This is a genomic window from Variovorax paradoxus (genome assembly GCF_029919115.1).
In the GTDB taxonomy this organism is placed as follows: Bacteria; Pseudomonadota; Gammaproteobacteria; order Burkholderiales; family Burkholderiaceae_C; genus Variovorax; species Variovorax paradoxus_O.
In genome coordinates this window covers 161,313-175,324 of sequence record NZ_CP123990.1, presented here as the reverse complement: position 1 = coordinate 175,324, position 14,012 = coordinate 161,313, and the positions used below count along the sequence as shown (strand labels likewise).

Sequence of the window (14,012 nt, the reverse complement as noted above, 5' to 3'; positions counted from 1 at the left end):
CGGCAGTCTTTGCCACTCCGCAAAAGGGCCGCACTCGCGGCCCTTTTGCTTTTGCTGAAAGAATCGCGCTTCCATGACATTCGCCCGCACCACCGATCCCATCGTCGCCATTGCCACCGCCTCGGGGCGCGGAGCGGTGGGCATCGTGCGCGTATCTGGCGCGCGGCTCGCACCGCTTGTCGACGCGCTCTGCGGGCGGGTGCTCAAGCCGCGCGAGGCCACCTACCTTCCCTTTCGCGATGCGGCCGGCGAACCGGTCGACCATGGGCTGGCCATCCACTTTCCCTCGCCGCATTCGTTCACCGGCGAAGACGTGCTCGAACTGCAGGCGCACGGCGGAACAGTGGTGCTGCAACTGTTGCTGGCGCGCTGCCTCGAGGCGGCCGCCGAGCCCGATCCGATTACCGGCCGACCGCGGCTGCCCGGCCTGCGCGTGGCCGAGCCGGGCGAGTTCAGCCAGCGCGCTTTTCTCAACGGCAAGATCGACCTGGCCCAGGCCGAGGCCATTGCAGACCTGATCGACGCCAGCACCGAGGCGGCAGCGCGCAGTGCCGGCCGCTCGCTTTCGGGCGCGTTCTCACGCGAGATCCATACGCTGCGCGACGCACTCATCCACCTGCGCATGCTGGTCGAGGCCACGCTCGACTTTCCTGAAGAGGAAATCGACTTTCTTCAAAAGGCCGATGCGGCCGGCCAGTTGGCGAAGTTGCAGGCGCAACTCGCGGCGGTGCAGCAGCGCGCCAAGCAAGGGGCGCTCCTGCGCGAGGGCATCAAGGTGGTGATCGCTGGGCAGCCCAATGCAGGCAAGAGCTCGCTGCTCAATGCGCTCGCGGGCGCCGAACTGGCTATCGTGAGCGCGGTGGCGGGCACAACCCGCGACGTGGTTTCGCAAACCATCCAGATCCACGGCGTGCCGCTGCACGTGGCCGACACCGCGGGGCTGCGCGAGAGCAGCGACGAGGTCGAACAGATCGGCGTGGCACGGGCCTGGGGCCAGATCGAAACCGCCGACGCCGTGCTGTTCCTGCACGACCTGACGCGCGCGAGCCTTGCCGACTACGCCGCCGCCGACGCGGAGATTTTGCGCAACCTGCGGCAGAAGCTGCCAGCGAGCGTGCCGGTGCTGGATGTCTGGAACAAGCAGGACGCCGCGCCGGCGGCCGGCATGGCTGGCACAGCCCAGGGCATCGTGTTGTCCGCAAAGACGGGTCTCGGCATCGAGGCATTGCGCGAGCAGTTGCTGGCCATGGCGGGCTGGCAGTCGGTGCCCGAAGGTGCTTACCTCGCGCGAGCCCGCCATGTGCAGGCGCTCGGCCGGGTCGAAACCCACCTGGGGTTGGCTGCAAGCCACCTGGCGGCACAAGCCCAGTTGCTCGATCTGCTGGCCGAGGAGTTGCGTCTTGCGCAGAACGCACTGAACGAAATCACCGGCGAATTCGGCGCGGACGACCTGCTCGGAGTCATCTTTTCGCGCTTCTGCATCGGCAAATAGCGACATCCGCAACGAAAAACGTAAAGAGTTGTAGCCGAAACCTGCGGCCTTCGCGGATACTTCGGCACTGATGCGGGGGTCGAGAAAAGCATGTCCATCCAGAACCTGAGCCGCGCCATCGCGGACAACAACAGCAACGACGCCTTTGCGTTGACGCTCAACGTACAGCAATGGGAAACGCTGGCGGGCTACCTGCAGCCCATCGATACCGGCGTCGGCGACGTTCTCATCGAACAAGGCACGCACGACCGTTCGGTGTACTTTCTTGAAAGCGGCGCGATCAGCGTGCATCGCGTGAGCAGCAAGGAACAGATGAAGCTGGCCGTGCTCATGCCGGGCTCCGTGGTGGGCGAAGGCTCTTTTTTCTCGCGCGAGCCGCATTCGGCCAACGTGGTGGTTACCGGTGCGGGCCGCGTCTGGCGGCTCACGGCCATCCGTTTCGCGGAAATGTCGAATCGCCAGCCGAACCTGGCTCTCGAAATTGCCATGGGACTCGGCGCGGTGATCGCCAAGCGCATGGCGCACCGGTCCAAGCGCGTCGCGGTGACCTGAACATCCATCGGGTCAGTTCCGCAATCCAGGCCCAGACGGCTCTTCGCAGCCAGTTTTTTTGAAATCGTTTCCCCAGAAGTCAGTCGTCATGGCCTTGATCTGTCCGGTGTGCAGCGCGGAGAACCGCGAAGGCGCGAATTTCTGCAGGAGTTGCGGTGGCAAGCTGGCGGCAGCGCCATCCACACCCCCCGCGCCCACATCCCCCACATCCCCTGCACCAATGGCGCCCCCGCCTGCGCCAGAAGGCCGGTCGGAGCGCGAATGGGCCGCTACAGCTCCCGCGCAACTGCGCGCCCCCACCATTCCGGGCGGACTCTTCGACGCCAATTTGCCGCTTGCTTCGCAAGCTCCTTACGCTGATGCAGCGGCGGAGCGGGCCGAAGAAAAGACCGTCATCGTCGGGGCGGGCCGCTCCAAACGGCCGCCTTCGCCGCCGCGCGAGCCCCGCGCCAGGAAGTCCTCCAGGCCAAAGACCCCGCGGCCCGCACCCGCCGAGGTACCCAAACCGTCGCGCTTGCGCGGGATGCTGCTTTGGCTGGTGTTGCTGGCGGTGGGCCTGCTCATGATCGTTGCCGGCTGGCACGGCTACGGAAAGGGCAAGCCGGCCGAGCGGGTTGAAGCCGCGGCGCCGGACGCGCCCGGAACCCCGCCCGCTACGCAGGCCGTTGCGCCCGCCGCAGTGCCCGAGACCCCCCCGGCAGCACCGGAGCCTCAGCCTGCCGAGCCACCAGCTGCCGCAGACGCCGCACCTGCTGCCGCGGCCGCGGCCACGGCCACGGCGATCCCTGCGCCCACGACCCCCCCGAAGCCTTCCGCCGCGGCAAAGCTGCGCAAGCCGGCGCCAGCGGCGGCATCGCAACCCGGCGCGCCCGAAACCGCGCCGGCAGCCGCCGCCGCGCCCGCGCCGCAGCCCGCAGCGGCCGGGCCGGCCGATCCGATGTCCGCCTGCGGCGACCGCAATTTCATCGCGAAGGCCCAATGCATGGCCGCGCAATGCCTCAAGCCCGAATTCAAGCCGCACGCGCAATGCGAGGCAGTGCGCCGGCAACAGCGGATCGAAGAAGAAAAGCGCAATCCCACGCTGGTGAACTGAGCACGTCCCAAAGCGGCCGTAGCTCCTGCTGCCCAAGTTGCCAAGTCAGCCTTTTTGCAGCCGCTCGATGGCGATGGCCAACGCGGCGGGCTTGCCCGACAGCACCAGGGTGTCGCCGTCCGTCAGCACCGTGTCTTCGGTGGGCACCTGCGGTTGCCCGTCATGCCGGCGCAGGCCGGCGATGCGCACCCCCAGCGTTTCCAGTGCCACCCGCGCCAGCGTCTGGCCCACGGCCCGGGCTCCGGGGGTGAGCGTGAAGGTGTCGAGCCGCTCGTGGTCGAGCTCGTCCGCGTTGTCGTCGTCGGCACCGTGAAAGTAGCCGCGCAGCAAGTTGTAGCGCGCGTCGCGCTGGTCCTGCACCACGCGGATCACGCGCCGCATCGGCACGCCGACCAGCGCCAGCGCATGGCTTGCGAGCATCAGCGAACCCTCGATGGCTTCGGGCACCACTTCGGTCGCGCCGGCCGCCTGCAACTTTTCCAGGTCGTGGTCGTCCTGCGTGCGCACGATCACCGGCACCTGCGGCGCATGGGCGCGCGTGTTGGCCAGCACCTTCATGGCGCCGGGCACGTCGAGATAGGTCACGACCACGGCGCTGGCGCGGGCCAGGCCGGCCGCCATCAGCGCCTGCAGCCGCGCCGCATCGCCGAACACCACCGAATCGCCGGCGGCCGCAGCCTGGCGTACCCGGTCGGGGTCGAGGTCGAGCGCCATGTAGGGAATGCCTTCGCGCTCCAGGATGCGGGCCAGGTTCTGGCCGCAGCGCCCGTAGCCGCAGATGATCACGTGCTTGGCGGTGTTGATGGTCTTGCGCGCGATGGACGTCATCTGCAGCGACTGCTGGAGCCAGTCGCTCGCCACCAGCTTGCGCACGATGGCGTTGGTGTACATCACGATGAACGGCGTGGCCAGCATCGACAGCACCATCGACGCCAGCACCGGATTGGCCAGCCACGGCGGCAGCAGGCTGCGCTCCTGCGCGAGCGTCAGCAGCACAAAGCCGAATTCGCCGGCCTGCGCCAGGTAGAGGCCGGTGCGCAGCGACACGCCCGATGTGGCGCCAAGCACTCGCGCCAGCACCGTCACCAGGACGAGTTTGAAGGCCAACGGTACCAGCAGCAGCACACCCACCAGCGCCCAGCGGTCCACCACGATGTGCCAGTCGAGCGACATGCCCACCGTGATGAAGAAGAGGCCCAGCAGCACGTCGTGGAACGGTCGGATGTCGGTTTCCACCTGGTGCTTGTATTCGGTCTCCGAAACCAGCATGCCGGCGATGAAGGCGCCCAGCGCGAGGCTCAGGCCGGCCAGCTCGGTGAGCCAGGCCAGGCCGAGCGTGATCAGCAGCACGTTCAGGATGAAGAGCTCTTCGCTGCGCCGCCGGGCCACGAGCGTGAGCCACCAGCGCATGACCCGCGGCCCGCCATAAAGCAGCACGCCGATCAGCAGGACCGCCTTCACCATCGCGAAGCCGATCGCCTTGGCCAGCGCCTCGGGTGGCGCGCCAAGAGCGGGAATCAGCACCAGCAGCGGCACCACCGCCAAGTCCTGGAACAGCAGCACGCCCATCACGCGCTTGCCGTGCTCGCTTTCAAGCTCGAGCCGCTCGGCCATCAGCTTGACCACGATGGCAGTGCTGCTCATGGTGAGCGCGCCCGACAGTGCCAGCGCCGTTTGCCAGCCGAGCCGCCAGGCCGGCGGCAGCTGCGAGGCGATCAAGAGCGCGCCCGCGGTGGCGAGCGTCATGGTCAGCAGCACCTGGAGCAGGCCGAGCCCGAAAACGTGCTTGCGCATGGCGCGCAGCTTGGGCAGGCTGAACTCCAGCCCGATGACGAACATCAGGAACACCACGCCAAACTCGCCCAGGTGGCGAATGCCTTCGGAGTTCTGAGCCAATGCCAGCGCATGAGGGCCGATCAGCACGCCGGCAGACAGATAGCCGAGCATCGGCGGCAGCTTCAGCGAGCGGCAGACCACGACGCCGATGACAGCGGCAAGCAAATACAACAGCGTGAGATCGAACGAAGACATGGCTGGATGCTAGAGCAATGTCCATGCCCCGCACGCGCCGCTTTCCCCCGATGACGGCAGAGGCCGGGCGGCCCGTAAAATCCGCCGATGAGTTCAGCTCCCCTGCCCCCCGTGGTCGACGCCGACGCAATACTCGCGCGGGCCCGTGCCACCTTCGACATCGAGTCCGATGCCGTACTCGGCCTCAAGTCGCGCGTGGGTCCCAGCTTCGTGGAGGCCGTGCGCAAGGTCCTCGAAGTGCGCGGCCGCGTGGTCGTCATGGGCATGGGCAAGAGCGGCCATGTCGGCCGCAAGATTGCCGCCACCCTGGCCTCCACCGGCACGCCGGCCATGTTCGTCCACCCGGCCGAGGCCAGCCACGGCGACCTCGGCATGATCAAGTCGGTCGACCTGGTGCTGGCCATCTCCAACAGCGGCGAGGTCGACGAGCTCACCGTGATCCTGCCCGTGGTCAAGCGCCAGGGCGTGCCCCTCATCGCCATGACCGGCCGCACCGATTCCACCTTGGCGCGCCATGCCGACATCGTGATCGATGCCGGCGTTGCCAAGGAAGCCTGCCCGCTCAACCTGGCCCCCACCGCAAGCACCACCGCGCAGATGGCGATGGGCGATGCACTGGCGGTGGCGCTGCTCGACGCGCGCGGTTTCGGCTCCGAAGACTTCGCGCGCTCGCACCCCGGCGGTGCGCTGGGCCGCAAGCTCCTTACCCATGTGAGCGACGTGATGCGCTCGGGCGACGAGGTGCCGCGCGTGGCGCCCACCGCAACGCTCAGCGAATTGATGCGCGAAATGAGCTCCAAAGGCTTGGGCGCCACGGCCGTGGTCGACGCTGATGGCCGCGCCATCGGCATCTTTACCGACGGCGATTTGCGCCGCCAGGTCGAAACCGGCGGCGACCTGCGCGGCCTCACCGCCGCCGACGTGATGCACCCCGGGCCGCGCACGCTGCGTGCCGAGGCGCTGGCGGTCGAGGCGGCCGAGCTGATGGAAGAACACCGCATCACCAGCGTGCTCATCGTCGACCCCGCAGGGCATTTGATCGGCGCGCTCAGCATCAACGATCTGATGCGCGCGAAGGTCATCTGATGCCGCTCGACTTCCAGGCCGAAACCTTGCTGGCCGCACAGGATGTGCGCATGGCCTTCTTCGACATCGACGGCGTGCTGACCGACGGCGGCGTTTATTTCACCGAACACGGCGAAACCCTCAAGCGCTTCAGCATTCTCGACGGCTACGGGCTCAAGCTGCTTCGCCTCGCCGGCATCACGCCGGCGGTCATTACCGGGCGCGATTCCAAGCCGCTGCGCGTGCGGCTCGAGGCGCTCGGCATCCAGCATGTGCGCTACGGCACCGAAGACAAGCTGCCCGCGGCCGAAGCCATGCTCGAACAGCTGGGCTTCGGCTGGCACCAGGCCGCGGCCATCGGCGACGACTGGCCCGACCTGCCGGTGCTGGCGCGCGCCGGGTTTGCAGCGGCGCCCGCCAACGCGCATGTGGAAGTGCGAGACGCCGTCAACTACGTGACCCGTGCGCGCGGCGGCGAAGGCGCGGCGCGCGAGTTCTGCGATCTGCTGCTGACGGCCTGCGGCCAGTACAGGCGCCTGCTCGATGCCGCGCGAGGTCCCACGCAATGAGCCGCGCCTGGAACCTGCTGCGCAACGCGGTCGACCGCGCCACCATCTACCTGCCCATCATCCTGACGGCGGCCGTGGCGCTCGGTACCTACTGGCTGGTGCGCAATGCGCCCAAGCTGCTCGAGCCCACCACCAAGGCCGCGCCCACGCACGAGCCCGACTATTTCATGCGGGGCTTCGTCATCAAGAACTACCTGCCCAACGGTGACTTGCGCAGCGAACTCCACGGCAAGGAAGGCCGGCATTACCCCGACACCGACACCACCGAAGTCGACGACGTGCGCGTTCGCTCCGTGTCGCCGCAGGGCTACACGACCCATGCCACCGCCAATCGCGGCCTCTCGAATTCCGACGGCAGCGAGATCCAGCTGTTCGGCAACGCGGTCGTCATCCGCGATCCGGTCGTCAATCCCAATGGCAAGGGCACGCCGCGGCTCGAGTTTCGCGGTGACTTTCTCCATGCCTTTCTCGACAGCGAACGCGTGACTTCGAACAAGCCTGTCACGCTCATCCGCGGGACCGACCAGTTCACTGCGGACAACCTCGACTACGACAACCTGAGCGGGGTCGCCAACCTGACCGGGCGGGTGCGCGGCGTTCTGATTCCGTCGGCGGCCACCCCAGGCGGCAAGCCGCGCTGAAACAGAAAAATCTACCGTAAGCCCCTCGCACCCCATGAGTACGTCCCCGCTAGTCTTCATCACCGGTGCATCGAGCGGCATCGGCCAGGCTCTGGCCGCCAGCTTCCACGACGCCGGCTACCGGCTGGCACTCGTCGCGCGGCGCACCGCCGAGATCGAATCGTGGGCAGCCGCGCGCAACCTGGATCCGGCCCGCTACCAGGTCTATAGCGCGGACGTGGCGCAGACAGACAGCATCGTGGCCGCCGGGGCCGCCTGCATCGAGCGCCAGGGCCTGCCCGATGTGGTGATTGCCAACGCGGGCATCAGCGTCGGCGTCGACACGACCGAGCGGGAAGACATCGACGTGATGGCGCGAACCTTTGCCACCAACAACGTGGGCCTGATGGCCACCTTCCATCCCTTCGTGGCGGCGATGCGGCAGCGCGGCAGCGGCCGGCTCGTTGGCATCGGGAGCGTCGCGGCCATTCGCGGCCTGCCCGGACATGGCGCCTATTGCGCCAGCAAGGCGGGCGTGGTCGCGTACTGCGAGAGCTTGCGGGGCGAATTGCACAAAAGCGGCGTCAAGGTCGTCACCATCTGCCCCGGCTACATCGACACGCCGCTGACACAGGGCAACCGGTACGGCATGCCCTTTCTCATGAAGGCCGAAGACTTTGCGGAACAGGCGCTCGGCGCCATCGAGGCCGGCACCAGCTACCGCGTCATTCCGTGGCAGATGGGTGTCATTGCCAAGTTCATGCGCATGCTGCCGAACGCCCTGCTCGACCGCGCCGTGCAAGGGCGGGGCCGCAAGAAGCGCAGCGGCGAAAGCTGATTTTTTTCGCCGCACGCCGGCCTGCAGCAAAGACCAACAAAAAAGGCTCCCGAGGAGCCTTTTTTTGTGTGCCCGGAAGGCAGGGCTCAGTAGCCGCTGTTTCCGCCGCCGTAGCCGCCACCACCGCCGGAGCGGCCACCGCCGCCGCCACGGGGACCGGCGCCGTAGGGGCTGCGGAAACCGCCGTCGCCACCACCACCGCCGCCGCCACTGCGGCCACCACCGCTATAGCCGCCACCACCGGAACGGCCACCGCCGCCGCTGCGATCGCCGCCACCGCCGTAGCCACCACCACCGCCGCTGCGATCGCCACCACCACCGTAGCCACCACCGCCGCCGCCGTAGCCACCGCCACCACCGCCGCCATAACCACCACCGCCGCCGCCGTAGCCGCCACCACCGCTGCGCGGGGGACGTGCTTCCATCGGGCGTGCTTCATTGACGACGACGCTGCGGCCGCCCAGGGGCTGGCCGTTCATGCCGTTGATTGCTGCCTGGGCTTCCGCGTCGCTGCCCATCTCGACAAAGCCGAAGCCCTTCGAGCGGCCCGTGTCGCGTTCCATCATGACCTTTGCACTGGTCACCGAGCCGAATTGTCCGAAAGCCTGTTCGAGATCACCGTCGCGCACCGAGTAAGGCAGGTTGCCGACATACAGTTTGTTGCCCATCAAGGGACTCCTATAAACACATAGCAAGAAAAGCGATGGAGTCCCGAAAGCATCACTCAACCAAGAGCTGTCGAGTCGCGCGAAACTGACCGATCACCGAACTGCCGCCCCGGCAAAATGAAGAGGGAGGCTCGTGCATTATGGGTGAAATACACAAAATGCAAGCAGGAATTTGCTGCTTCCTGTAGGGCCGATAGAAATTAGAAGAAGCTAGCGCCCGCTTACAAAATGGTGCCCGAAGGGGGCTGCAAACGGCACAGGTAGAATCCACCCGTCATTGGGGAGTAGCCGCCTTCCACCGCGAGAAGGGCCCGCGTCAACAGACTTGTCCTGCCCCACACAGGACATGGCGCGTGCAGTGATTCACCTGGCGAGACCTTTGACCGTGCAACTTCGGGAATATGGCCGAAGGTGTTGCACGGTCAATTGCGTCCTTCGGCCCAAGGAACCTCTCTCTCATGGAAGCTTTTCTCGTTGCAACCGGCGTGGTCGCGCTCGCCGAAATGGGCGACAAGACCCAGTTGCTGGCCCTCTTGCTTGCCGCCCGCTTCAGGAAACCCTGGCCGATCGTGCTCGGGATCTTCGCTGCCACCATCGTCAACCATGCCTTGGCGGGTGCCGTCGGCAACTACATCACCCATTGGCTCGGCCCCGAGGTCCTGCGCTGGATACTTGGCGGCTCGTTCATTGCCATGGCCGCCTGGATGCTGATTCCGGACAAGCTCGACGAAGACGACGCTCCCGCGGCCTCGCACTACGGTGTCTTCGGCACCACGCTCATTGCGTTCTTCCTGGCCGAGATGGGCGACAAGACCCAGATTGCCACCGTGATGCTCGCTGCCCGTTTCACCGAGGCCTACATCTGGGTGGTTGCGGGCACCACGCTCGGCATGATGCTGGCCAATGCACCGGTCGTCTGGCTGGGCGACAAGATCGTGAAGCGGGTGCCGATCACGCTCGTGCACGGCATATCGGCGGCGATCTTCCTCGTGCTTGGCATCGTGATGATCATCGGCTGGTAACGCGGCGGAGCGATATACTGCCGGCTGCGCCGATTTGCTTCAGCTTGCGGGCGCTTTATAAATTCAGCTAAAGACAGTCAGTTGGCGAACAACCCGGCTCGTTTTTGGCGAGGCCGGGTTTTTTCATTGATGTCGTCATCTTCTTTGGTCGTCTCTGCGCAGTCGATGCAGTTCGCGGGCCCGCTGGCCTTGCGCAGCGGCGCGTCGCTCGGCAGCTACACGCTCGCCTACGAAACCTACGGCACCCTGAACGCCGAGCGCAGCAACGCGGTGCTGGTGTGCCATGCGCTCAATGCGTCCCACCACGTGGCCGGCGTCTATGAAGGCCAGGCCAGGTCCGAAGGCTGGTGGGACAACATGGTGGGACCCGGCAAGCCGGTCGACACCGACCGCTTCTTCGTGATCGGCGTGAACAACCTCGGCTCATGCTTCGGCTCGACCGGCCCGATGCACACCAACCCCGCCACGGGGCGCATCTACGGCGCGGACTTTCCGGTGGTCACGGTCGAAGACTGGGTCGATGCGCAGGCCGCGCTGCTCGACGCGCTCGGCATTCGCACGCTCGCCGCCGTGATGGGCGGCAGCCTGGGCGGCATGCAGGCGCTGTCGTGGACGCTGCAGTACCCGGACCGCGTGCGCCACGCCGTCGTGGTGGCCAGTGCGCCCAACCTCACGGCCGAGAACATTGCCTTCAACGAAGTGGCGCGCCGCGCCATCGTGACCGACCCCGACTTTCACGGCGGCCACTTCTATGAACACGGCGTCGTTCCCAAGCGGGGCCTGCGCATCGCGCGGATGATCGGCCACATCACCTACCTGAGCGACGACGTCATGAACGAGAAGTTCGGACGCATCCTGCGCAGCGCGGTCGAAGGCGAGGCGGCCACGCTTGACTACCGCTATTCCACGCAGGAAATCGAGTTCCAGATCGAAAGCTACCTGCGCTACCAGGGCGACAAGTTCAGCGAATACTTCGATGCGAACACCTACCTGCTGATCACGCGCGCACTCGACTACTTCGACCCCGCGCGCGCGCATGGCGGAAACCTCAGCGCCGCGCTTGCGAAGGCCACGGCCAAGTTTTTACTCGTCAGCTTCAAGACCGACTGGCGGTTTTCGCCCGCGCGCAGCCGCGAACTGGTAAAGGCGCTGCTCGACAACCGGCGCAACGTGAGCTACGCCGAAATCGATGCGCCGCACGGCCACGACGCATTCCTGCTCGACGACGTGCGCTACATGGGCGTGGTGCGGTCTTACTTCGAGCGCGTGGCGCACGAGATCCAGGCCGAAGGGAGTGCTGCCCAATGAGCGATATCGAAACCCAGCGCCTCATCGCGAACCTTGTGCCTGAAGGCGCCCGCGTGCTCGACCTCGGCTGCGGCGACGGCGCCCTGCTCGACCTGCTGCAGCGTGAGCGCGGCTGCACCGGCTACGGCGTGGAAATTGCCGACGGCAATGTGCTGCAGTGCATTCGCCGAGGTGTCGACGTGATCCAGCTGAATCTCGACGAAGGCCTGGCGGTGTTCGACGACGCCACGTTCGACGTGGTGCTGCAGATCGACACGCTGCAGCATCTGCGCAATGCCGAGGTCATGCTGCGCGAAACTGCGCGCGTGGGCCGCATCGGCATCGTCGCGTTTCCAAACTTTGCCCACTGGCCGAACCGCATCAGCATTGCGCGCGGCCGCATGCCCGTGACGCGCCGCTTGCCCTACCAGTGGTACGACACGCCCAACATCCGGGTCGGCACCTTCAAGGACTTCGAGGTGCTGGCGCAAAAGAACAGTCTGCGCGTGCTCGATGCCTTCGGCGTGCAGGAAGGCCGCAGCGTGCGCTGGCTGCCCAACGCGCGCGCGGGCACCGCGGTGTTCAAGTTCGAGCGGGAGCGCTGAGCGCTTTCGCATCCCCGCAAAACGGGAACACGGCGCGCTCATGAGCTTCACGCTCTCGCATCCGGCGCACAGCGAACTGCTGGTCAAGAAAAGCCGCTTCATCGGTTGTGTGCAGCCTGTGGCGGACCGCGCCGCAGCGCTCGCCATCGTGGCGGCGCTGCGCAACGAACACCCCGCCGCCGCGCATGTGTGCTGGGCGCTCATGGCCGGCGGCCAGTCGGCGGCCAACGACGACGGCGAGCCAGGTGGCACGGCCGGACGGCCGATGCTCGAGGTGCTGCGGCACCAGCAGCTCGAAGGCGTGCTCGCCACCGTGGTGCGCTACTTCGGCGGCATCAAGCTGGGCGCGGGCGGACTCGTGCGGGCCTATACCGATGCGGTTGCGCAGGCTTGTGCCGGCGCAGCGCTGGTTCCGCTGGTGCGCCAGCGGCAGTTGCAATGCACCGTGCCCTATGCGCTGGAAGGGCTCGTGCGGCGCGAGATTGCAGCCGTGAGCGGCGCCGCGCTCGTGGAGGTGCGGCACGGAGATGCGGTGGACTTCACGTTCACGCTGCCCGAGCCCGATGCCGACGCCTTCATCGCCCGCCTCGACGATGCTGCGCAAGGGCGCGCCGTCTGGCCGCAGGCGTAATCCGCCGCGCAGGAACCGCCGGGGCCGGGGGCGGCGTCATCGCCAGCACGCCGCGCGGCGCGAGCGCCACCGGTGCCTCGTCGTCGCCCGGACCGCGGCGCGCCATTTCGGCGGTGACGATGCCCGTCGGCACCGCCAGCACACCCCAGCCGAGCAGCATCATCACGGACGCGATCGCGCGGCCGAGATCGGTCTTGGGCACCAGGTCGCCGAAGCCCACCGTGGCCATTGTCGAGATGGCCCAGTAAATCGCAACCGGAATGCTGGTGAAGCCGTGCACCGGCCCTTCGACCACGTACATCAGCGTGCCCATGACCAGCACCACGAGCATCACGAAGCCGACGAACACCGTGATCTTCCTGCGGCTTGCGGCCACGGCCGTGACCAGCGCACGGTATTCCACCGAGTAGCGCGACAGCTTGAAGATGCGAAACACGCGCAGCAGCCGCAGCACGCGCACATCGATGAGATAGGCGAGCTCGGGCGCGAACGCCACCAGGTACGTTGGCAGCAACGCAAGCAGGTCAATGACGCCGTAGAAGCTCAGCGCATAGCGCATAGCGCATCGGCTTGTTCACGCAGGCGAGACGCGCGATGTATTCGAGCGTGAAAAGAATCGTGAACCCCCACTCGAACGCATTGAACAGCGGGCGCCACTGATCGCGGATCGACTGCACGCTGTCCAGAATGACCACCAGCACGCTGGTCACGATGACGGCGATCAGCGCAAGGTCGAAAAGCAGCCCGGCGCGCGTGTCGGCCTCGAAGATCACCCCGAACAGCCGCCGCCGCCATCCGCTTGCCGGCTTGTCGAAGCGCGCATCGATCGTCGATGAGATAGCCAGGTTCCGGGAAGCGGGAGCAGTGTTCGATCGGGTCATCTTTGCGGGCCAGGAGATCACGGAAGAGGCGATTGTCCAACTCGCCGGAGATTTATTCAGTTACGTTTATTGCGCAATGAAGTGCGGCAGGCCATGGAGTGGTTCTTACGATAGCCCCTTTGTTGAGGAGCTCCCCATTGGCTACACAGTCCCCATTTTTCGGCAAGCGTGATCGTGACACCGACTCGTTGACCTCCCGCCCCGCGCCGCTGGTGGGCTCGGGTACCAATCTCTCTGGTTCGCCCGTCAATCCTTCTTCGCTGACCGCACAGCAAGGCGGCTTGGCACCGGCTGCGGCCCCTGCCGCCAAGGAAGGCGGCAGCAAGCTCACCGTCGGCCCGAACATCAAGCTCAAGGGCGTCGAGATCACCGATTGCGACACGCTCGTGGTCGAAGGCCTGGTCGAAGCCACCATGGACTCGCGCCTGATGCAGATCGCCGAACAAGGCGAATTCAAAGGCTCGGCCGAAATCGACATCGCCGAAATCCGCGGCATTTTCGACGGCAGCCTCACGGTGCGCGAAAAGCTCGTGATCCATTCGACGGGCAAGGTCACCGGCAAGATCCGCTACGGCAAGATCGTGATCGAAGAAGGCGGCCAGCTCTCGGGCGAAATCAGCTTCGGCGCCAAGCAGTCGCTGCAAGCGGCCGCTTGATC

14 protein-coding genes, 1 pseudogene and 1 riboswitch are annotated in these 14,012 nt (G+C 66.4%); of the genes and pseudogenes, 12 read left to right on the top strand and 3 right to left on the bottom strand.

The features are described from left to right. Positions 1 to 73: 73 nt before the first annotated feature. From mnmE to QHG62_RS00785, 3 genes are all read left to right on the top strand, one after another. Positions 74 to 1,492: a tRNA uridine-5-carboxymethylaminomethyl(34) synthesis GTPase MnmE gene (gene mnmE / locus QHG62_RS00795; RefSeq protein WP_281148921.1), complete on the top strand. Its 1,419-nt coding sequence runs from the start codon at positions 74 to 76 to the stop codon at positions 1,490 to 1,492. A gap of 90 nt (positions 1,493 to 1,582) precedes the next feature. Next, entirely contained in the window at positions 1,583 to 2,044 is a 462-nt protein-coding gene (locus QHG62_RS00790; RefSeq protein WP_281148919.1) for a Crp/Fnr family transcriptional regulator, read from the top strand. Positions 2,045 to 2,132: 88 nt separating this feature from the next. Beyond that, positions 2,133 to 3,137, top strand: a complete 1,005-nt coding sequence (locus tag QHG62_RS00785; protein WP_348638678.1) for a zinc ribbon domain-containing protein — start codon at positions 2,133 to 2,135, stop codon at positions 3,135 to 3,137. Positions 3,138 to 3,182: 45 nt separating this feature from the next. On the opposite strand, the gene QHG62_RS00780 is transcribed toward QHG62_RS00785, so the two are convergent. Then, positions 3,183 to 5,168 (bottom strand): monovalent cation:proton antiporter family protein, encoded by a 1,986-nt coding sequence (locus QHG62_RS00780; protein ID WP_281148917.1) that lies wholly within the window; start codon positions 5,166 to 5,168, stop codon positions 3,183 to 3,185. A gap of 87 nt (positions 5,169 to 5,255) precedes the next feature. Here QHG62_RS00780 and QHG62_RS00775 point away from each other — a divergent pair, with 87 nt between their 5' ends. The 4 genes from QHG62_RS00775 to QHG62_RS00760 are packed head-to-tail and all read left to right on the top strand — an operon-like array spanning position 5,256 to position 8,260. Continuing rightward, entirely contained in the window at positions 5,256 to 6,254 is a 999-nt protein-coding gene (locus QHG62_RS00775) for a KpsF/GutQ family sugar-phosphate isomerase (RefSeq protein ID WP_281148916.1), read from the top strand. After that, entirely contained in the window at positions 6,254 to 6,802 is a 549-nt protein-coding gene (locus QHG62_RS00770; RefSeq protein ID WP_281148915.1) for a KdsC family phosphatase, read from the top strand. The genes QHG62_RS00775 and QHG62_RS00770 overlap by 1 nt, the downstream gene beginning before the upstream one ends. Beyond that, entirely contained in the window at positions 6,799 to 7,443 is a 645-nt protein-coding gene (gene lptC / locus QHG62_RS00765) for an LPS export ABC transporter periplasmic protein LptC (protein WP_281148914.1), read from the top strand. Before QHG62_RS00770 ends, lptC begins: the two co-directional genes overlap by 4 nt. Before the next feature lie 34 nt (positions 7,444 to 7,477). Further along, on the top strand, positions 7,478 to 8,260 hold the full coding sequence (locus QHG62_RS00760; protein WP_281148913.1) for an SDR family oxidoreductase: 783 nt from the start codon (positions 7,478 to 7,480) through the stop codon (positions 8,258 to 8,260). Positions 8,261 to 8,346: 86 nt separating this feature from the next. On the opposite strand, the gene QHG62_RS00755 is transcribed toward QHG62_RS00760, so the two are convergent. After that, positions 8,347 to 8,928, bottom strand: a complete 582-nt coding sequence (locus QHG62_RS00755; protein ID WP_281148912.1) for an RNA recognition motif domain-containing protein — start codon at positions 8,926 to 8,928, stop codon at positions 8,347 to 8,349. A 267-nt stretch (positions 8,929 to 9,195) separates the two neighbouring features. Then, a riboswitch (yybP-ykoY riboswitch) is annotated at positions 9,196 to 9,378 on the top strand. Positions 9,379 to 9,386: 8 nt separating this feature from the next. Here QHG62_RS00755 and QHG62_RS00750 point away from each other — a divergent pair. From QHG62_RS00750 to QHG62_RS00735, 4 genes are all read left to right on the top strand, one after another. Further along, on the top strand, positions 9,387 to 9,950 hold the full coding sequence (locus QHG62_RS00750) for a TMEM165/GDT1 family protein (RefSeq protein ID WP_281148911.1): 564 nt from the start codon (positions 9,387 to 9,389) through the stop codon (positions 9,948 to 9,950). 129 nt (positions 9,951 to 10,079) lie between these two features. Beyond that, positions 10,080 to 11,258 carry a homoserine O-succinyltransferase MetX gene (gene metX / locus QHG62_RS00745; protein WP_281148910.1) on the top strand — a complete coding sequence of 393 codons (1,179 nt, stop codon included), beginning with the start codon at positions 10,080 to 10,082 and terminating at the stop codon, positions 11,256 to 11,258. Then, on the top strand, positions 11,255 to 11,842 hold the full coding sequence (gene metW / locus QHG62_RS00740) for a methionine biosynthesis protein MetW (RefSeq protein ID WP_281148909.1): 588 nt from the start codon (positions 11,255 to 11,257) through the stop codon (positions 11,840 to 11,842). Before metX ends, metW begins: the two co-directional genes overlap by 4 nt. A 40-nt stretch (positions 11,843 to 11,882) precedes the next feature. Next, positions 11,883 to 12,473 carry an IMPACT family protein gene (locus QHG62_RS00735; RefSeq protein ID WP_281148908.1) on the top strand — a complete coding sequence of 197 codons (591 nt, stop codon included), beginning with the start codon at positions 11,883 to 11,885 and terminating at the stop codon, positions 12,471 to 12,473. Here QHG62_RS00735 and QHG62_RS00730 read toward each other — a convergent pair. Then, a pseudogene (locus QHG62_RS00730) lies at positions 12,418 to 13,354 on the bottom strand (ion transporter). The gene QHG62_RS00735 and the pseudogene QHG62_RS00730 overlap by 56 nt on opposite strands. 137 nt (positions 13,355 to 13,491) lie before the next feature. On the opposite strand from QHG62_RS00730, the gene QHG62_RS00725 reads away from it, so the two are divergent. After that, complete coding sequence (locus QHG62_RS00725) at positions 13,492 to 14,010, top strand: bactofilin family protein (RefSeq protein ID WP_281148907.1); 519 nt, start codon at positions 13,492 to 13,494, stop codon at positions 14,008 to 14,010. Positions 14,011 to 14,012: the final 2 nt, after the last annotated feature.

Bases quoted from the DNA above. Each gene is read 5' to 3' on its own strand.
- QHG62_RS00735 (WP_281148908.1), top strand. From the start codon at position 11,883: ATGAGCTTCACGCTCTCGCATCCGGCGCACAGCGAACTGCTGGTCAAG.
- QHG62_RS00770 (WP_281148915.1), top strand. From the start codon at position 6,254: ATGCCGCTCGACTTCCAGGCCGAAACCTTGCTGGCCGCACAGGATGTG.
- QHG62_RS00785 (WP_348638678.1), top strand. From the start codon at position 2,133: ATGGCCTTGATCTGTCCGGTGTGCAGCGCGGAGAACCGCGAAGGCGCG.
- metW (WP_281148909.1), top strand. From the start codon at position 11,255: ATGAGCGATATCGAAACCCAGCGCCTCATCGCGAACCTTGTGCCTGAA.
- QHG62_RS00760 (WP_281148913.1), top strand. From the start codon at position 7,478: ATGAGTACGTCCCCGCTAGTCTTCATCACCGGTGCATCGAGCGGCATC.
- QHG62_RS00780 (WP_281148917.1), bottom strand. From the start codon at position 5,168: ATGTCTTCGTTCGATCTCACGCTGTTGTATTTGCTTGCCGCTGTCATC.
- metX (WP_281148910.1), top strand. From the start codon at position 10,080: ATGTCGTCATCTTCTTTGGTCGTCTCTGCGCAGTCGATGCAGTTCGCG.
- QHG62_RS00750 (WP_281148911.1), top strand. From the start codon at position 9,387: ATGGAAGCTTTTCTCGTTGCAACCGGCGTGGTCGCGCTCGCCGAAATG.
- lptC (WP_281148914.1), top strand. From the start codon at position 6,799: ATGAGCCGCGCCTGGAACCTGCTGCGCAACGCGGTCGACCGCGCCACC.
- QHG62_RS00790 (WP_281148919.1), top strand. From the start codon at position 1,583: ATGTCCATCCAGAACCTGAGCCGCGCCATCGCGGACAACAACAGCAAC.
- QHG62_RS00755 (WP_281148912.1), bottom strand. From the start codon at position 8,928: ATGGGCAACAAACTGTATGTCGGCAACCTGCCTTACTCGGTGCGCGAC.
- QHG62_RS00775 (WP_281148916.1), top strand. From the start codon at position 5,256: ATGAGTTCAGCTCCCCTGCCCCCCGTGGTCGACGCCGACGCAATACTC.
- mnmE (WP_281148921.1), top strand. From the start codon at position 74: ATGACATTCGCCCGCACCACCGATCCCATCGTCGCCATTGCCACCGCC.